Here is an 18,845-nt window from a genome sequence, read left to right on the forward strand (position 1 = left end):
GCGCCTAATTGACTCGAAAGAGTAGTGATAAGCCCGTTACTAACGTAACGGGCTTTTTTACGTCTGCAATTTATAGTATAGAGTTTGTTATTGGCCAAAACATGACAGCAGTTTGTCGAATATGGCCATGCGTCCCCTTCGGGGATAAAAGAGTAGGTCATTTCCAGGCGCCTAATTGACTTGAAATATTCGTAAATTGATTTTCAACCTACATCTTTAGCACCAGTGTAGCTTTGCCATTTATATTGATTATTTTATCTAATAGGTCATCATCTTCTTATCAATCATCTTATAAAAGCATCAACGTCACGGCAACGGATAAATCTCAGAAATACGCAAGTAAACGGTGTTTTAACTCGCTGGTCTATTTCATTAATAAACTGATCTGGTCAATTTAATCTGTACTAGGGGCAAGTGTTTACGCTGTCATTTCGGCTATTGATGTAGTCATATAGTCGTTATAACTATGACCACTTTTTATCGACTTAACGTTTTAAAATGACTAAGTAACGGTTAATTACGGCGCTATGTAATGCTCCAATGAATATTGATAGAGAAGGAGTATTTGTGAATTTTTTCAAGGCAGGGAAATATTTGTTTTAAGGCCATTACTTTATTAGCAATGGACTTATTTTTTAGATCGGTATTTAAATGGGGAGGGACAATTTCAGAGTTCAGCTAATATCTTTTCTACGATAGGCTGATTGGCTTCTGGGAAGTCGTATTCTGCAATACTATGTATCGGCACCCATTCAATTTGCTGTTGTTCCATACCTTGCGCTTGGTTTGAAAATTCAGTAATTAAATGAATATCAAGTCTGACGTGTTTATCTGGATAATCATGACTGATGTCCATGAAGGGAGTTGAATTAGCTACATCAAGATTAACTTCCTCTTTGAGTTCTCTAATTAACGCTTCAGTAACCGTTTCATTTATTTCCACCTTACCGCCTGGGAATTCCCACTTTCCACCTTGATGAAGGTGTCCTAGCCTCTTAGCCAGTAAAATGTGCCTATCTTGATTAATGATGACACCGACAGCGACATGAATTCTTTTTTGCATGTTTGCCCCCTTTATAATTTCAACTTATTGTTTAAAGAAGTCACCTTCATCAAAACCAGCATCATCCAACAGATCTAGGTCTACATCGTGCTTAACCGGAATGGCATGCTTCTCGCTGGCCCAGTCGCCAAGATCGATCAATTTACAGCGTTCGCTGCAAAAAGGTTTAAATAGGGATTCGTCTTTCCATTCAACTTTGGTTCTGCAAATTGGGCAGTTTACTACTGTTAAAGGCATAATCATTCTTGGTTATTTATATTACTAGTGATGTTAAAGTGTTTATGTGCAGGTTGCTAGTGAGAACTCAACAGTTTCACTCGTATGACGATGTAAATCGAAATCTACAAAATGAATGGCATAACGATTTCGATTGCCGCTGATGGTAGGATAGCAGTTTTGATTGGAATTTATTTGTACTCGAATTAATGACAGAGGTTGAACTGAGTTACCTTGGTAGAAACCCACTGGAGCTTGGCATAAACCAAAATCTGCTGTCGTTCGAATCAGTTCCAGAAGTAATGTGATCGGGGCGAGTAGAGGCTGGTATTGAATAAGCCAACTTTTGATATCTTGCTGTCGATGTTGCCAGTCTTTGCCAAGCCAAAAGTGCAATTGTGGAAAGTCGAAATTACAGTATGCGCCAGTCATGTTGAAGCGCTGTCGTAATGCAGAGATAAATTTGTCTTGTTTAAGGCTACAGCCAATTCTTTCTTGTGCTTGCAGTGGTAATTTTAGCGCGATAAGTCTTTGGGTGAGTTGATCCACTTGAGCGTTATCTACATTTGAGTGGGCACGCCAATGAGAAATTATCTGAATCTGTTTTTCAATATCTTTTAAAATATCGGTGCGATAATCACATCGTTCAGTTAGTTCGGCAAGAGCAAATAAAGGGCTAAAACATTGATGTTGGTTATCTTGTTCGGCATGCTGTTGCAACTGGAGGGCAAGGTTTTCTATACGTAAATAACTGCGTATTTTTTCATTTAATGGTTGTTCATAAATTAAATCAGTCATTGACGTTAGTTTCTAAATCGGCTGCCTGTTGTAAGTATTGTTGATGCAGACGAAGTACTTGACTGCGCAACAGCTCATATTCTCCTTGATTATCAATAATGTTATCAGCTTTAGCGAGTCGTTGCTCTCGAGTCATTTGACTCGCCAGAATATGCTCTACCTGTTGTTTACTGACACCATCACGTTGCATCGTCCTTGAAATCTGTAACTCTGGTGCTATATCTACAACCAAAGTAGTATTAACTAAACTATCTAAATGATTCTCAAATAGCAAGGGCACTACCATTATTACATATGCAGAAGTCGATGCTTGCACTTGGTCGAGCATCTTTTGGCGGATCATTGGATGGAGTAAATTATTAAGCCATAAACGTTGTTGAGGATTATCGAATACCTTTGCTCGCAAAGCTGCTCTATCAAGGCTACCATCGGATAATAGCAGTGACTGACCAAAGTGTTGCACTATTGCTTTGAGTCCATCAGAACCTATTGATACCACCTCTCGGGCAATAACATCGGCATCCACTAAGTCTATGCCATATTCTGCAAATAAGTTAGCCACGGTGGTTTTACCGCTGGCTATGCCGCCTGTTAACCCTACAACATACTTGTTTAAGCTCATAACGTACTAAGATACCAATTAAGAATGTCATGTCCCCATACTAACGCTATCCAGCCTGCAGCAGCAATATAAGGACCAAAAGGGATTGGGTTACCTTTATTGAGTTGTTTAGCCATAATCATGGTTATGCCCACTACCGCGCCTACTAGTGAAGACAGTAAGATAATTAATGGCAACACTTGCCAGCCTAACCAAGCACCGAAAACGGCTAATAGTTTAAAGTCACCGTAGCCCATACCTTCTTTGCCAGTGACTAATTTAAATAACCAGAATACCGACCATAAACTTAAATACCCTGCAGCAGCGCCAATAATCGCGTCTTCCGGACTGGTATAAATGCCTTTAAGGTTAATGATTAATCCTAACCACAGGATCGGTAGTGTTAGCTGATCCGGTAATAGCATTTCATCTAAATCGATACCCGTTAATGCCACTAACACAAAGGTTAAAATACTGGCATAAACAAATTGCCATGTAGGGCCAAAATGCCAGGCTAATGCGGCAACTAATACACCGGTTAACAGTTCAATAATGGGATAGCGGCTTGAAATGCTGGTTTTGCAATCGGCACATTTACCCTTAAGCATCATCCAACCTAATATTGGTAGATTATGCCAAGGCTTTATATTGGCTTTGCATTTAGGGCAGGCAGAGCCTGGCACTACCAGATTGTATTTTTCAGGAAAGGGATCGATGGCTTTCTGTAAACGCTCACTGCCTACTTGTTTGACAATGTCAGGATGATATTCATTGAGGTAAAAGTTACATTCGCTTTGCCATTCACGTTTCATCATCACTGGTAAACGGTGGATCACGACGTTGAGAAAGCTGCCAATAGTAGCAGCAAAAATAAAGCTAATTGCAACAAAGACCCAAGGGTATTGAGTCATTGTTGTAATAAAAGTTGTGATAAATTCAGTCATTTTTTCTTATTTAAATTATAAAACATCGCCAAGTTGGAAAATAGGTAAATACATACCGATGATCAAACCACCAACTAGAGTGCCAATGACGACCATCATTATCGGTTCTATTAAGCTAGATAAGCCATCAACTGCATCATCAACTTGCATTTCAAATATATTTGCAACTTTGTTAAGCATATCATCCAATGACCCCGCCTCTTCACCTATTTGGATCATTTGAATAAGCATATCTGGAAATAAGTTAGCCGTTCTCATTGCAACATTGAGCTGCATACCTGACATGACTTCTTGGCGAATCTTTAATAAGGCAATTCTATAAACGGCATTACCAGATGCACCAGCTGCAGAATCCAAACCATCAATCAAAGGCACACCAGCAGCAAAAGTTGTTGCTAAAGTACGAGCAAAGCGTGCCATCGCTGCCTTATGCAAAATATTGCCTAATATTGGAATTCGTAGAATGTTTGTATCAACTTGGTCTCTAAATTTTTGTGATTTTCTATGTGCTTGCTTAAAGAAGTAAATAAATATAATTATGCCTACAACAAAGAAATACCAAGATGCTTGTAACCATCTAGATGCATTTACTATTAATTGTGTGAATGCTGGTAATTCTGCACCAAACCCTTTGAATATTGATTCAAATTGTGGAACAACAAATAAGAGTAATAAGACTGTTACACCAATTGCAACGGTTGTGACTGCAGCAGGATAGAACATGGCTTTTTTTATCTTTGATTTTAATTGTTCTGCTTTTTCTCTATAAATAGCAATACGGTCAAAAACCACATCTAGTGAACCGGAGTTTTCACCTGCGGCTACTAAATCAACGTATAAATCATCAAAATATCGTCTATGGGGTCTTAATGCTTCGGAGAAAGGTATACCTGATTCTACATCAGATAGAATAATATTGAGCAACTCTCGCATTTTGGCTTTTTCATGACCGCGGGCTATTAGTTGCAAGGCAGTTACGAGTGGAACGCCTGAAGATAGCATTGTAGCAATTTGTCGAGTCATCATCGCAATATCCATTGCTTTAATACTCGGCTCTCCAAGTTTAAATAAAGGAGTTGCTTTTTTTCGAACACCTTTAGGTGTTACTCCTTGTGATTTTAGAATTCCTCTCACTTCAGCAACGGAGACACCTTTCAATTCTCCCGAAGTTTTTTTGCCATCTCTATTTAAACCTTTCCATTCAAATGTGAACACCTTGGGTTGGAGTTTTATTTTTTTCTTTACTTTAGATTTTCTATTCGCCGTTGTTGTGGCCATGAAGCCAGTCCTTTTATTATTGCTGCATCCACTTTAAAATACTAATGTTGATAAGAAATAATCAATTAAATGGTTGATTTACTCTAACAGATTTGACTATAGCTGAATTAAAAGCTGGTGACACGGTTAATCTCGGCAATACTGGTTACGCCATGAATGACTTTAAGTAACCCTGATTGACGTAAATCGCGCATCCCTTGTTGTTTGGCTAAAGTGGCAATTTGGAGTGAGTTGCCGCCTTCCATAATAGTGCGCGCTATTTCATCGCTCATTTTCATTACTTCATAAATGCCGACTCGGCCTTTATAGCCACCTGAGCATAGCTCACAACCAACAGGTTTAAATACGCTAAAACCAGCGGTTATATTGGCTTCAGAAAAACCTAAGCGTTGCATCTCAGCAACAGGAATTGTCTCTTCATGTTTACAAGCTGGGCATAGGCGCCTGGCAAGTCGTTGGGCAATAATTAAATTGACTGAGCTGGCAATATTATAACCGGGCACACCCATATTGATTAATCGAGTTAAGGTTTCTGCAGCCGAGTTGGTATGCAGGGTTGATAATACTAAGTGGCCGGTTTGTGCCGCTTTAATAGCTATTTCAGCCGTTTCTAGGTCGCGAATTTCACCCACCATCACTACATCAGGATCTTGGCGTAAAAAAGAGCGAAGTGCAGAGGCGAAAGTTAAACCAGCTTTTAAATTAATGTGGACCTGGTTAACCCCTTCAAGATTAATTTCGACCGGGTCTTCGGCGGTTGAAATATTACGCTCTTCTGTATTGAGGATGTTAAGACCAGTATATAAGGATACGGTTTTGCCTGAACCTGTAGGGCCGGTAACTAAAATCATCCCTTGTGGTTTGGCGAGCATTTCTTCGTATAATAAGCGTTGGTCATCCTCATAACCGAGCTTTTCAATACCCAGTTGGGCGGAAGATGAATCCAAAATACGCATCACGATCTTCTCGCCCCAAATGGTCGGCAAGCTACTGACACGAAAATCGATAGATTTGGTGCGTGACAGCTTCATTTTAATGCGACCATCTTGCGGCACTCGGCGCTCAGCAATGTCTAATTTCGACATGACTTTTAAACGGGCGGAAATGCGGTTGGACAGATTGACTGGCGGTTCTGATACTTCATGCAAGATACCATCAATACGAAACCGAATACGGTAACGTTTCTCGTAAGGCTCAAAATGTAAATCTGAGGCGCCTTTACGGATTGCATCGGTTAGAATTTTATTAATATAAATAACAATGGGTGCATCATCACTGCTATCACCGCTTGGTTCATCGTTACGACTGGTATCGGCAACTTCGATACCAGCTAATGCTTCTTCGTCAATCCCTTCTAATCCTAGACCACTAATGTCTTCTTCGAGAATTTTTTCTAAGGCTTTATTGAGTTTATCATCTTCAACGAGTATTGCTTCAGCATGTAAGCCTAGACTAAATTGAAAGTCTTCAAGGGCTGCAATGTTAGTTGGATCTGAGGTGGCAATATAGAGGCGATTACCGCGTTTAAACAACGGCAAACATTTATGTTTGGAGATGAGTTTTTTATTCAACAACGCTTCTGAAATATTAGTTATATCAAATTCATTTAAATCGAGTAGTGGTGTTCCGTATTCTTCGTAACACAATTCAGCTATTTCACGAGCGGAGAGTAGTTTTTTTTCTATTAAGGTAGTAACAAGCGAAACTTTTGCTTTTCGGGAGTCAGCTATAGCTGAGGATAACTGCTCTTCGTTGAGAAGGTTTTTACGAACAAATAAAGTTGATAATCCTAAATGAAGTGCTGTTGCAGACATATAACTTACTCAGAAGAAGGATAATATTTTCAGTATTACATAAAAGTGTTAAAAAATAAAAAAGGCAGCTCAATGCTGCCTTTTTAAATTAAACCTATTAGGCGCCGGGACAAGATTTTGGAGCAAAGGCTGTAGCAACTGTTGTCGCGCAAGTCCAAGTTCCTGTAGCTGAACGAGAAAGTATTACAGTTTTACCTTGTACATCAGGGCCACCTTGTGAATAGGTAAAGGTAACAGTTCCTTCACCACCACCTACTAGGGCCAAAGCGATAGTACCATTAGATGGTGCGTTAATACCTACATCACTCTCTTTACCTGCATCAGGAAAAACACCCTCAGTTAATACATATGATTCAACAGGCGATTTTAATGACGTTAATGATTGCACAGCAGAAGCTACATCTGATTTTGCCACATATGTTTGATACTGTGGAATAGCGATAGCAGCAAGAATACCGATAATTGCTACTACAATTAATAATTCGATAAGAGTGAAACCCTTAGCGTTTTTGATTTGGTTAATACCTTTCATTTTTCTCTCCGTAAAATAGGCTGTGGCAGTTTCAATCCTAGAGTTTTAGCACACTTTTTTATAGTTGAGTGTGCTAAATGGCAATCCATATGCCTAAGGCCTTACAGACACAAATATGTGACAATAATTGTCACGATGTCGTTTATGTCGTCGCTTGTGCATATTACTCATACCATAGTGTGCAATGATTTAAGTTTTATGTGTCCATGATGACAAGGTTTGTTAATTCTTTTTTCTAAAATGTGCTTTTAGAGGGCTAAACCTATGAAACATTTCAGTATAACAAGTTTTACAGTTTAGCCATCGCTATGTTTGTTATCCATTGGACAGTAAATTCCATCACTTATAGATAGCAACAAGCTACTTACTTTATTGTGTCAGTATTGCATTTCGGCTGAGCTGCAATGCTAGTGTAAACGCTCGTTTTATTAATCGGTAATATTAATATCACTAACAAGCTGTTGAATCAATGTTACGTGATTGATAAAACATAGACGTTTTTTGCAACTTTAGTATTGCAGTACATGGCCGAAAGGCCAACTCGCCTACATTAGACGTTAGTATAAACCGCCTAAAAAAGGAATAGTTTTATGATACAAATTAAAAATAAATGTCTAAAAAGGCTCTGCTTTCACATTTTCCGCACATTATACCCTATATGTTTTTTGACGTGCTAGGCATAGAGGAAAAATTATTTGACAAAAATGCAACAATGTCGGTTTATTGGCGCTCTTTTTGATGGCAGATGTGGCAGGTTTATCGCTAAACTAAAAGCCTAGGTTCTAGAGCGCTGCGCTGTTAGATGCTATAAAATCTTAGCAGCAAAGCTGTCCCTAGAAGCGCAGCGACCTAGCAGGACGCAGTCCGTTCTAGAACCTAGAAAATGTAAGTATTAAGCCTTTAATCTCAATGATAAATCTAATGCTTTGACATGCTTAGTCAGGGCACCTACCGAAATATAATCAACGCCAGTTTGTGCGAAGGTGGCTAGGGTGTCTAACGTGACATTGCCTGAAACTTCTAATTTTGCGCCTTTAGCTTGATCTTTATAACGATTATTAAGGCTGACTGCGTCGACCATCATGGTGACGTCAAAGTTGTCGAGCATAATGATATCGGCTCCGCCATCAAGTGCTTGGGTGAGCTCATCAAGAGACTCTACTTCCACTTCTACTGGCTTGTTAGCATCTAAGGCGCGTGCTGCTGTAATGGCTTGTGAGATGCCGCCGCAAGCCATAATGTGGTTTTCTTTGATTAAGAACGCATCGAATAAACCAATGCGATGGTTTTTGCCGCCACCGCAGGTTACTGCGTACTTTTGGGCGGTGCGAAGCCCTGGGATGGTTTTGCGAGTATCGAGCAATTGAGTATGGGTGCCTGCAAGCTTATTAACGTACAATTTGGTTAAGCTGGCTACCCCTGATAAGGTTTGAATGAAGTTCATTGCTGTACGCTCGCCAGTTAAAATAGCGCGTGCTGGGCCAGATAGTTCGCATAACAATTGATTGGCTACAATTAAGTCACCGTCATCAACATGCCAATGCAGCACGACTTCACTGCCAAGTTGATTAAATACTTGCTCTGCCCACGCTTTACCGCAAAAAACCCCATCTTCGCGGGTGATTAACGCGCCGGAAACGTGTTTGTCTGCAGGGATAAGCTGAGCGGTAATATCAGCATTGAGCATATCGTGAATGGTATTATGGGCTGTGTGACCTAAGTCTTCATCAAGCGCTGTTTGCACTGCATGACGGATGTCGTTTTCTAACATAAGCAAAATCCTTGCTAAAGAGTGTAATAAAGCTAAACAGTATCTGCATTCAACGGAGTGTTTGTTACAGAATGCATTTGTTAAAGATTACCATAACTTGGCTAGATACTGACACTACCCAGTCGGCAATTTTCAGCATGGGTATGGCCGTTTAATACTGTTAAATTCAGATTGAGAATGGTTAAATAACCTTAGTTTGGGATAATAAACTGTTATCGAACTGTCCTTTGAGCCGCTAACTGTGTTGCATTGACTTACAATGGACCAGCTACTGACACTGCTAATGATAAGTGGCAGCACCTTGTTAGCGAAGCAAATGACAAGTTTGATCTCCAATAGGCCAATTATTCTCGTTTTGGCTTACAATCCTATTGTTAACTCTGGTTGAGGTTATGTCGTTATGTTTAAAGGATGAATATGGCAAAAGGCTTATTAAAACAAGGTTGGTTAGCCAGCGCTAGAAAGTGTATTTCGCCCCATTTTAATTCACGGCCAACAGATGAGGTGAGTTTGTTGGTGATCCACAATATTAGTTTACCGGCGGGTTGTTTTGGCTTACCGCACATTGATGCACTTTTTCAAGGCTGCTTAGATATTGATGCTGACGACAGTTTTGCTGAGTTGGCAGGTTTGCAAGTTTCGGCACACTTTTTAATTCGCCGCGATGGTGAAGTGGTGCAGTATGTGAGTTGTGATGACAGAGCATGGCACGCTGGTATCTCTGAGTTTAACGGGCGTAAGGGCTGTAACGACTTTGCAATTGGTATTGAACTAGAAGGCACCGATAGTAGTGGTTATACCGATGAGCAATATCATCAATTAATGCTGTTAACATTTGAGTTAATGGCGCAGTATCCTATGATTAACGTAAATAATATTGTTGGCCATTGTGATATCGCACCAGGGCGTAAAACAGACCCAGGTTTTAGTTTTGATTGGCCTCGATATAAGCAAGCCATTGCCGTTGCTTAGGCTAGTCTTGTGGACATAACTGTTGTTGGTCGCATTTGTTGATCTCATTTATTGATCGCATTTGCTGAGAGCATTTGTAGCCATCGCCCACCTAAAAACGGTTCTTTAATGGCGACAGCAACAACTGAATTGAAGTTAAAAGGATATTCATGGCGTTATTTTCATTATTAGTGGCAATTCTAGTTGAGCGTATGAAGCTTCTGCCGAGTGGTTGGCAGTTCGATAGTGTGATGACGCGTTACCAAAAGCAGTTTTGGGATAGCCAGTCGCTAAAATCACCATTCGGTGTGGTGATTGCCATCGTGTTGCCTGCTTTATTAGTGTTGTTGATCTGTTTTCTGCTTGATGGCATTTTTTTTGATTTATTGAGCTTGTTGTTTTGGGTGCTGATATCGATTATTTGCTTTAGTCACCAAACATTACGAATTGTGTTTAAACAGTATATTCAAGCGGCATGCCGCGGAGATGTACAAGCCTGTTACTGTTACGCTAGCGAGTTGGACTCTACAGAGCATTTGGATGTCGTGGACGAACAGGATTTAGGCCGCAAAGTGGGCCAAATGGTGGCGTGGATTAATTACCGCTATTACGGTGCTGTGGCGTTGTATTTGATATTTTTAGGCCCAGTAGGTGCAGTTTTATATTGTACAGTGCGTTTTTATAGTGAGTACAACAGTAAGAATAAGCTTGAAATGCCATTGGTCGACCGTTTACAAATGATATTTGATTGGTTGCCAAGCAGAGTGTTTAGTTTTGGTTATGTGTTAAGTGGTCAGTTTAGTTCAGGGTTAAGCGTTTGGCGACAATATGGTTTAAGTGTCAATACCGATGCTAAAACGATAGTGACCCATACTGCTGTTGCGGCAGAGTCTTTACCTGAAGTTGGAGATGCGCCGTTGAGTGTGCAATCTACCCTGGCATTACTGGCATTAAGTAAGCGTAACTTTGTATTACTGCTAACCATGGTTTCGGTATTAACCATTTTTGGATTTGTTAGTTAGACTCTAGGGCGCTACGCTTCTAGGGCGGACTACGTCCTGCTAGGACAGCTTCGCTGCTGAGATTCTAGGACAGCTTCGCTGCTGAGATTCTAGGGCAGCTTTGCTGCTAGGATTCTAGGACAGCTTTGCTGCTAAGATTCTAGGACAGCTTCGCTGCTGAGATTCTAGGACAGCTTCGCTGCTGAGATTCTAGTACAGCTTCGCTGCTGAGATTTTATAGCCACTAGAAGCGTAGCGCTCTAGTTTCTAGGACTTCCGGGTAAATGGTCTGACCCCTTAAGCATAAATATCGGTTATGCTCTGGGCTTGAGCGTTTTAAACAAAGCGGTGTTCTTTTGTTGGTTTGCTGATAACTAGACACGGCTTGTATGATTTGATAAAGTGCGCTCTCTCATATTAATTGGTAAGACCAATTGACAATTGCTTGTTTAGGGAGCAGAGCGCTACATGGCTTATATTAAGATTAACCAGCCAAAAATTTCTGATGTGATCATGGAGCAATTAGAGCGGATGATCCTAGAAGGCAGTTTGCAGCCTGGTCAGAAACTACCTCCTGAACGCGAACTCGCGGTGCAATTTGAAGTGTCTCGTCCTTCTTTACGTGAAGCGATTCAAAAATTAGAAGCTAAAGGGTTGCTCATGCGTCGTCAAGGCGGTGGCACCTATGTTAAAGAACAACTGTGGCAAAGCCTTGCCGATCCTATCGTTGAATTAATGCATAACGACTCTGAAAGTCAGTATGACTTACTCGAATTCCGTCACGCCACTGAAGGCATGATGGCGTATTATGCTGCGCTGCGTGGCACCGATTCGGATATGCAGAATATTCAAAAACGAATTATTGAAGTAGAAGCTGCGACGAATATTGAGGCTAAAGCTGCTGCCATTGTACGTTTTTATCGTGCGGTTGCTGAGGCATCACACAATGTTGCTATGTTGCATTTAGTATTAAGTTTAACCCCTGTGCTGCACAAAAATGTCGCACAAAATCTGGAGCTTTTAAGCATACGCGAAGAAGCTTCCACCATGGCAAATGATCACAGACGCGCGTTACTGGCTGCGATTATACGCCGGGACCCAGACGCTGCACGTGAAGCTTCGAATGAGCACCTAAGCTACATAGAAGAAGTCATGTTGTCAGTAAGGGAAGAAGACAGTCGGTTGCAACGTAGTTTGCGCCGTTTAAAGAGCGGCGTGTAGCACTTGTCACTTTGAATAAGAATACACTTTTGCTGTGTCAACAAGCAGCAAAAAGCCGAAATATAATCCGTATATAGAGAAGGACTGCGAGATGTCTGAAGATATGCTTCAAGATTTAGACCCATCAGAAACCCAAGAGTGGGTTGATGCTCTACAAGCTGTGTTAGAGCAAGAAGGGCCTGAACGTGCACACTTTTTACTCGAAAAATTAATCGACAAAGCTCGCCGTAACGGTACTCACTTACCGTATAACGCGACAACTGCGTATTTAAACACTATTCCAGCAGGCCAAGAGCCAAACATGCCTGGCAACCAAGAAATGGAACGCCGTATTCGGGCGATTATTCGTTGGAATGCTTTGGCTATGGTGTTACGTGGTTCTAAGAAAGATTTAGAGCTGGGTGGCCATATTTCAAGTTTCGCGTCTAGTGCGACAATTTACGATGTGTGTTTTAACCATTTCTTCCGTGCGCCTAATGAGCATGACGGTGGTGATTTGGTGTATTTCCAAGGTCATATTGCACCTGGTATTTATGCGCGTTCGTTCCTTGAAGGCCGTATTACTGAAGAACAAATGGCTAACTTCCGTCAAGAAGTTGATGGCAAAGGACTTTCTTCGTACCCACACCCTAAGTTAATGCCTACTTATTGGCAGTTCCCGACGGTATCGATGGGTCTTGGTCCTATTCAAGCGATTTACCAAGCGCGTTATTTAAAGTATTTAACTGACCGTGGTTTAAAAGATTGTTCTAAGCAGACTGTTTACTGTTTCTTAGGCGACGGTGAGTGTGATGAGCCAGAAGCATTAGGTGCTATTGGTTTAGCTGCTCGTGAAGAATTAGATAACTTAGTCTTTATCGTTAACTGTAACTTACAGCGTCTTGATGGTCCTGTACGTGGTAACGGTAAAATTATCCAAGAACTTGAAGGCGAATTCCGCGGCGCAGGCTGGGAAGTGGTTAAAGTGATTTGGGGACGCTATTGGGATCCGTTATTGGCTCGTGATACTAGCGGTAAATTATTACAGTTAATGGAAGAAACCGTAGACGGTGAATACCAAAACTGTAAAGCCAAAGGCGGCGCGTATACGCGTGAGCATTTCTTTGGTAAGTACCCTGAAACTGCCGAAATGGTTGCTAACATGTCAGATGATGACATTTGGCGTTTAAACCGTGGTGGTCATGATCCTGTTAAAGTTTACGCTGCACTTGAACATGCACAGAAAACTAAAGGTCGCCCAACCGTTATCTTAGCTAAAACCGTTAAAGGTTACGGTTTAGGTGATGCAGGCGAAGGTAAAAACATCGCTCACAACGTGAAGAAGATGGGCGCTGAATCTATTCGCTACTTCCGTGATCGTTTCAATATCCCGATCCCTGATGACCAGCTGGAAGATCTGCCTTTCTATCATCCTGGTCCAGACTCTGAAGAAGTGAAATACTTGAAGAGTCGCCGTGAAGCATTATTAGGTTATTTACCGCAACGTCGTGAAAAGTTCACTGAAGAGTTAGAAATTCCTTCATTGAAAATTTTTGATTCGATTTTGAAAGGCTCTAATGGCCGTGAAATTTCGTCAACCATGGCGTTTGTACGGGTATTAACCGCGTTATTGAAAGACAAGGGTATTGGCAAGCGTATTGTGCCGATTATTCCTGATGAAGCGCGTACTTTTGGTATGGAAGGTTTATTCCGTCAAGTGGGTATTTATGCTCACGAAGGCCAAAAATATATCCCACAAGATTCTGATCAAGTGGCGTACTACCGTGAAGATAAAACCGGTCAAGTTTTACAAGAAGGTATTAACGAATTAGGTGCAATGTCATCTTGGGTATCAGCTGCAACTAGCTACTCAGTCAATAACATGCCAACGATTCCGTTTTACATCTACTACTCTATGTTTGGTTTCCAACGAATTGGCGACATGGCATGGGCTGCTGGCGACATGCGCGCTCGTGGTTTCTTAGTCGGTGGTACTTCAGGCCGTACAACATTGAACGGCGAAGGTTTACAGCATCAAGATGGTCACAGCCACGTATTGGCTAACACTATTCCAAACTGTATCTCTTACGATCCAACTTACGGTTATGAAATTGCAGTTGTAGTACAAGATGGTATTCGTCGTATGTATGGCGAAAATCAAGAAGATATCTTCTTCTACCTAACCACAATGAACGAAAACTATGTTCAGCCAGAAATGCCAGCCGGTGCCGAAGAAGGTATTGTCAAAGGTATTTACAAGCTTGAAACCGTTGCCGGTAGTGGTAAAGGTAAAGTGCAGTTAATGGGTTGCGGTACGATACTTGAAGAAGTGCGTAAAGCAGCACAAGCATTAGCAAAAGACTTTGGCGTAAGCGCTGACGTATTCAGTGTAACTAGCTTTAACGAGTTAACTCGTGACGGCCAGGCTGCTGAGCGTTGGAACATGTTGCACCCAACAGCAAAACCTAAGCAATCATATATTAGCCAAGTATTATCTGCAGACGCGCCAGCGATTGTGGCTACTGACTACATGAAGATATACGGCGAGCAATTACGTGCTTTCGTACCGACAGACTATAAAGTACTTGGTACTGATGGTTTTGGTCGTAGCGATAGCCGCGCAAACTTACGTCACCACTTTGAAGTAGACGCTAAGTTTATTGTTATTGCGGCACTGAAGTCTCTTGTTGATCGTAATGAAATGCCTGTTGATGTGTTGACTAAAGCCATCGCTGAATATGGTATTGATGCTGACAAGATTAACCCACAGTTCGCGTAAGGGGATACAAAATGGCTGAATTAAAAGAAGTTTTGGTTCCTAACATCGATACTGATGCAGTACAGGTTATTGAAATTTGTGCTGCGGTTGGTGATTATCTTGAAAAAGAAGCATCAATCATTACAGTTGAAAGTGATAAAGCGACCATGGACATTCCAGCACCTTTTGCTGGTACGTTAGCAGAATTAAAAATTGCTGTCGGTGATACCGTTTCTGAAGGTACCTTGATTGCGATGATGAGTGCAGCTGACGCTGCACCGGCTAAAGCCGAAGCAGCTGCGCCAGCACCTAAAGCTGAAGCGCCAGTGGCACAAGCAGCAGCTCCTGCACCAGTGACGCCAGTTGCCGCACCAAGTGTTGGTAGCTCAGAAGTGATTGAAGTAAAAGTACCTGATATCGGCGGAGACACTGATGTGTCAGTCATCGAAGTATTAGTTGCTGTTGGTGATAGCATTGACGTTGATACGGGGTTAATTACCTTAGAAACCGATAAAGCAACCATGGACGTACCGTCACCTAAAGCGGGTGTGGTTAAATCAGTGACTGTAGCCGTTGGCGACAAAGTGTCTGAAGGTTCATTGGTTATCACGCTAGAAGTTGTCGGTTCTGCGCCTGTTGCAGCTGCGCCTGTTGCAGCTGCACCTACTGCATCTGCGCCACAAGCCGCTGCACCGGTTGCTCAAGCGGCTCAGGCTCCTGCAGCACAAGCCGCAACGACAACTCAAGTACAAGAAATTCATGTGCCTGATATTGGCGACGCCAATGATGTTGATATTATCGAAGTGTTGGTTTCTGTTGGTGATGAAATCACTGCAGATCAAGGGTTAATTACCCTTGAAACAGACAAAGCTACGATGGAAGTGCCAGCACCGTTTGCCGGTAAATTAGTGTCGTTAACGGTTAAAGTGGGCGATAAAGTGTCTCAAGGTAGCTTAATTGCGACCATTGAAACCACTAGCTCTGCACCAGTAGCGCAAGCTGCTCCTGCTCAAGCAGAACCCGCTCCAGCGGCAGCCGTGCCAACTATGGCGGCTAATCGTCCATCAACTCCACCAGTGCCGTTTCATCCAAGTGCTGCAGTGACTGCGTCAACTGGCGTTGTTCATGCTTCGCCTGCGGTACGTCGCTTAGCGCGTGAATTTGGTGTTGATTTAACCAAGGTTTCTGGTACTGGCCGTAAAGCGCGTATTTTGAAAGAAGACGTGCAAGCGTTTGTTAAATACGAATTATCACGCCCTAAAGCAACTGCTGCTACAGCGGTTTCTGGTGGTGCTGGTGGCTTAAACGTGATTGCAGCGCCTAAAGTTGATTTCAGTAAGTTTGGTGAAGTGGAAGAAATACCACTAAGCCGTATCCAGAAAATCTCTGGTCCTAACTTGCATCGCAACTGGGTAACCATTCCACATGTCACCCAGTTTGACGAAGCTGATATCACTGAGATGGAAGCATTCCGTAAGCAGCAGAACGACCTTGCCGCGAAGAAGAAAGCGGATTACAAGATCACTCCACTAGTGTTCATGATGAAAGCTGTCGCCAAAGCATTAGCTGAGTTCCCAGTGTTTAACTCTAGTTTGAGCCCTGATGGTGAGTCGCTTATTCAGAAGAAGTACTTCCACATTGGTGTAGCTGTTGATACGCCAAATGGCCTAATGGTTCCGGTGGTACGTGACGTTGATAAGAAAGGCATTGTTGAATTGTCGCGTGAGTTAACCGACATTTCTATCCGTGCTCGTGACGGCAAACTAAAGTCTGCTGACATGCAAGGTAGCTGTTTTACCATTTCAAGTTTAGGTGGTATTGGCGGTACGGCGTTTACGCCGATTGTTAACTACCCAGACGTGGCTATTTTAGGTGTATCAAAATCTGAAATTAAGCCAAAGTGGAATGGTAAAGAGTTTGAACCTAAATTAATGTTGCCGTTATCGTTGTCATATGACCATCGCGTTATTGATGGCGCAATGGCTGCACGCTTTAGTGTGACCTTGTCTGCGATACTATCAGACATTCGTACATTGATTTTATAACCACAAAGGTCGCTCATATGAGCGACCTTTTTATTGTGATCGGTTTCAAACAAATTGATTTGAGTATAAAATGCGCCCATCCCAATTTTTTAGTCCACAATTGAAAGAAATTGGAAGTGAAACGTAAGTTTCAAGCTGGCGACATCGACATTTGGGCCGATCCGTCTTTCACACGGAATGAACAAGATTAGAGGAAATCATGAGTAACGAAATCAAAACTCAAGTAGTCGTACTAGGAGCAGGCCCAGCAGGTTATTCTGCGGCGTTTCGTGCTGCTGACTTAGGCTTAGACACCATAATTGTTGAGCGTTTCAGTACCCTTGGTGGTGTGTGTCTAAACGTTGGTTGTATTCCTTCAAAAGCACTATTGCACGTAGCAAAAGTCATTGAAGAAGCCAAAATTGTTGCTGACCATGGTGTTGTTTTTGGTGAGCCAAAGATTGATTTAGACAAATTACGTAGCTTTAAAAATAAAGTCATTGGCCAATTAACAGGCGGTTTAGGCGGAATGTCTAAAATGCGTAAAGTTGATGTGGTTAATGGTTTTGGTAAGTTCACTGGCCCTAATAGCTTAGAAGTTACTGCTGAAGATGGCACTGTGACTGTTGTTCAGTTTGAACAAGCCATTATTGCAGCGGGTTCACGTCCAATTAAATTACCGTTTATTCCACATGACGACCCACGTATTTGGGACTCAACTGATGCACTTGAACTGAAAGAAGTGCCTGGTAAGTTATTAGTGATGGGTGGCGGTATTATTGGTCTAGAAATGGGTACTGTGTATTCATCTTTAGGCAGCAAAATTGACGTGGTTGAAATGTTTGACCAAGTTATTCCTGCTGCAGATAAAGACGTTGTCCGTGTATTCACTAAGCAAATCAAGAAGAAGTTTAACCTTATTCTTGAAACTAAAGTGACCGCAGTTGAAGCAAAAGACGACGGTATTTACGTAACAATGGAAGGCAAGAATGCACCTGCCGAACCTGTTCGTTACGATGCTGTTTTAGTCGCAATTGGTCGTTCACCTAATGGTAAGTCTTTAGCTGCTGAAAAAGCAGGTGTGAATGTTGATGAACGTGGCTTTATTAACGTTGATAAGCAGTTACGTACTAACGTACCGCATATTTATGCTATCGGTGATATCGTTGGTCAGCCTATGTTGGCTCATAAAGGTGTGCATGAAGGTCATGTTGCAGCGGAAGTGATTTCGGGCATGAAGCACTACTTCGATCCTAAAGTGATTCCATCAATTGCTTATACTAATCCTGAAGTAGCATGGGTCGGTTTAACTGAGAAAGAAGCGAAAGAGCAAGGTATTGCTTACGAAACCGCGACTTTCCCTTGGGCTGCAAGCGGCCGTGCAATCGCTTCTGATTGCAGTGAAGGTATGACTAAGTTAATTTTCGACAAAGAGACTCATCGCGTGATCGGTGGTGCTATTGTTGGATCTAACGGCGGTGAATTATTAGGTGAAATTGGCCTAGCAATTGAAATGGGTTGTGATGCTGAAGATATCGCATTAACGATTCATGCTCACCCAACATTACATGAGTCTGTAGGCTTAGCGGCTGAAATGTATGAAGGTTCAATTACTGACTTACCTAACCCTAAAGCGGTTAAGAAGAAGTAATTAACACTGACTAAATAGCCTTAAAAAAAGCATTCCATTTTGGGGTGCTTTTTTTTGTCTTTTTTCTGATATTTTAGGCTAGTCTTAATGATTAATATGTGTGAGTTATATTACGTTATAGGGCATTTCACAACATGTTGATTTAGCAGAATAGAAAGCGAATCGAATAATGATTCAATCGGGGGTGACTTTCCTACTAAAATAATGTTAAAACATTAATATTACTTATAAAAATCGCATTCA

At 41.7% G+C, this 18,845-nt stretch carries 15 protein-coding genes; 6 read left to right on the plus strand and 9 right to left on the minus strand.

Annotated features, from left to right (window positions below):
- Positions 1-667: 667 nt before the first annotated feature.
- From mutT to nadC, 9 genes are all read right to left on the minus strand, one after another.
- Positions 668-1,063, minus strand: coding sequence for an 8-oxo-dGTP diphosphatase MutT (mutT, locus tag AAEY97_RS09790; RefSeq protein ID WP_192116417.1), 396 nt, complete (start codon positions 1,061-1,063; stop codon positions 668-670).
- Positions 1,064-1,087: 24 nt separating this feature from the next.
- Positions 1,088-1,300 (minus strand): DNA gyrase inhibitor YacG, encoded by a 213-nt coding sequence (gene yacG, locus AAEY97_RS09795; protein ID WP_182773742.1) that lies wholly within the window; start codon positions 1,298-1,300, stop codon positions 1,088-1,090.
- 42 nt (positions 1,301-1,342) lie between these two features.
- The gene (gene zapD / locus AAEY97_RS09800; RefSeq protein WP_350998497.1) at positions 1,343-2,077 is read right to left on the minus strand and encodes a cell division protein ZapD; all 735 of its coding nucleotides are present in this window, start codon (positions 2,075-2,077) and stop codon (positions 1,343-1,345) included.
- The gene (coaE, locus tag AAEY97_RS09805) at positions 2,070-2,699 is read right to left on the minus strand and encodes a dephospho-CoA kinase (RefSeq protein WP_350998499.1); all 630 of its coding nucleotides are present in this window, start codon (positions 2,697-2,699) and stop codon (positions 2,070-2,072) included. The genes zapD and coaE overlap by 8 nt, the downstream gene beginning before the upstream one ends.
- The gene (locus AAEY97_RS09810; RefSeq protein WP_350998501.1) at positions 2,696-3,622 is read right to left on the minus strand and encodes a prepilin peptidase; all 927 of its coding nucleotides are present in this window, start codon (positions 3,620-3,622) and stop codon (positions 2,696-2,698) included. Before AAEY97_RS09810 ends, coaE begins: the two co-directional genes overlap by 4 nt.
- 15 nt (positions 3,623-3,637) lie before the next feature.
- On the minus strand, positions 3,638-4,900 hold the full coding sequence (locus AAEY97_RS09815) for a type II secretion system F family protein (RefSeq protein ID WP_350998504.1): 1,263 nt from the start codon (positions 4,898-4,900) through the stop codon (positions 3,638-3,640).
- 107 nt (positions 4,901-5,007) lie between these two features.
- Positions 5,008-6,714: a type IV-A pilus assembly ATPase PilB gene (gene pilB, locus AAEY97_RS09820; RefSeq protein WP_350998506.1), complete on the minus strand. Its 1,707-nt coding sequence runs from the start codon at positions 6,712-6,714 to the stop codon at positions 5,008-5,010.
- 97 nt (positions 6,715-6,811) lie between these two features.
- Positions 6,812-7,246, minus strand: a complete 435-nt coding sequence (locus AAEY97_RS09825; protein WP_350998509.1) for a pilin — start codon at positions 7,244-7,246, stop codon at positions 6,812-6,814.
- An 892-nt stretch (positions 7,247-8,138) separates the two neighbouring features.
- Positions 8,139-9,017, minus strand: coding sequence for a carboxylating nicotinate-nucleotide diphosphorylase (gene nadC / locus AAEY97_RS09830; RefSeq protein ID WP_350998512.1), 879 nt, complete (start codon positions 9,015-9,017; stop codon positions 8,139-8,141).
- A 417-nt stretch (positions 9,018-9,434) separates the two neighbouring features.
- Here nadC and ampD point away from each other — a divergent pair, with 417 nt between their 5' ends.
- From ampD to lpdA, 6 genes are all read left to right on the plus strand, one after another.
- Positions 9,435-9,989: a 1,6-anhydro-N-acetylmuramyl-L-alanine amidase AmpD gene (gene ampD, locus AAEY97_RS09835; protein WP_350998515.1), complete on the plus strand. Its 555-nt coding sequence runs from the start codon at positions 9,435-9,437 to the stop codon at positions 9,987-9,989.
- Between the two features lie 149 nt (positions 9,990-10,138).
- Positions 10,139-10,990, plus strand: coding sequence for a beta-lactamase regulator AmpE (ampE, locus tag AAEY97_RS09840; protein ID WP_101087721.1), 852 nt, complete (start codon positions 10,139-10,141; stop codon positions 10,988-10,990).
- Positions 10,991-11,437: 447 nt separating this feature from the next.
- Entirely contained in the window at positions 11,438-12,190 is a 753-nt protein-coding gene (gene pdhR / locus AAEY97_RS09845) for a pyruvate dehydrogenase complex transcriptional repressor PdhR (RefSeq protein WP_101087720.1), read from the plus strand.
- 91 nt (positions 12,191-12,281) lie between these two features.
- A complete protein-coding gene (aceE, locus tag AAEY97_RS09850; RefSeq protein ID WP_350998518.1) occupies positions 12,282-14,948 on the plus strand; it encodes a pyruvate dehydrogenase (acetyl-transferring), homodimeric type in 2,667 nt (888 codons plus the stop codon).
- 11 nt (positions 14,949-14,959) lie between these two features.
- A complete protein-coding gene (aceF, locus tag AAEY97_RS09855; protein ID WP_350998521.1) occupies positions 14,960-16,972 on the plus strand; it encodes a dihydrolipoyllysine-residue acetyltransferase in 2,013 nt (670 codons plus the stop codon).
- Between the two features lie 199 nt (positions 16,973-17,171).
- Entirely contained in the window at positions 17,172-18,602 is a 1,431-nt protein-coding gene (gene lpdA, locus AAEY97_RS09860) for a dihydrolipoyl dehydrogenase (protein WP_101087717.1), read from the plus strand.
- Positions 18,603-18,845: the final 243 nt, after the last annotated feature.

It is taken from the genome of Shewanella sp. TB7-MNA-CIBAN-0143, assembly GCF_040310065.1.
In the GTDB taxonomy this organism is placed as follows: Bacteria; Pseudomonadota; Gammaproteobacteria; order Enterobacterales; family Shewanellaceae; genus Shewanella.

Coding starts and splice junctions, on each gene's coding strand:
- pdhR (WP_101087720.1), top strand. CDS start 11,438: ATGGCTTATATTAAGATTAACCAGCCAAAAATTTCTGATGTGATCATG.
- aceE (WP_350998518.1), top strand. CDS start 12,282: ATGTCTGAAGATATGCTTCAAGATTTAGACCCATCAGAAACCCAAGAG.
- yacG (WP_182773742.1), bottom strand. CDS start 1,300: ATGCCTTTAACAGTAGTAAACTGCCCAATTTGCAGAACCAAAGTTGAA.
- aceF (WP_350998521.1), top strand. CDS start 14,960: ATGGCTGAATTAAAAGAAGTTTTGGTTCCTAACATCGATACTGATGCA.
- zapD (WP_350998497.1), bottom strand. CDS start 2,077: ATGACTGATTTAATTTATGAACAACCATTAAATGAAAAAATACGCAGT.
- AAEY97_RS09815 (WP_350998504.1), bottom strand. CDS start 4,900: ATGGCCACAACAACGGCGAATAGAAAATCTAAAGTAAAGAAAAAAATA.
- ampD (WP_350998515.1), top strand. CDS start 9,435: ATGGCAAAAGGCTTATTAAAACAAGGTTGGTTAGCCAGCGCTAGAAAG.
- AAEY97_RS09810 (WP_350998501.1), bottom strand. CDS start 3,622: ATGACTGAATTTATCACAACTTTTATTACAACAATGACTCAATACCCT.
- pilB (WP_350998506.1), bottom strand. CDS start 6,714: ATGTCTGCAACAGCACTTCATTTAGGATTATCAACTTTATTTGTTCGT.
- nadC (WP_350998512.1), bottom strand. CDS start 9,017: ATGTTAGAAAACGACATCCGTCATGCAGTGCAAACAGCGCTTGATGAA.
- mutT (WP_192116417.1), bottom strand. CDS start 1,063: ATGCAAAAAAGAATTCATGTCGCTGTCGGTGTCATCATTAATCAAGAT.
- AAEY97_RS09825 (WP_350998509.1), bottom strand. CDS start 7,246: ATGAAAGGTATTAACCAAATCAAAAACGCTAAGGGTTTCACTCTTATC.
- ampE (WP_101087721.1), top strand. CDS start 10,139: ATGGCGTTATTTTCATTATTAGTGGCAATTCTAGTTGAGCGTATGAAG.
- lpdA (WP_101087717.1), top strand. CDS start 17,172: ATGAGTAACGAAATCAAAACTCAAGTAGTCGTACTAGGAGCAGGCCCA.
- coaE (WP_350998499.1), bottom strand. CDS start 2,699: ATGAGCTTAAACAAGTATGTTGTAGGGTTAACAGGCGGCATAGCCAGC.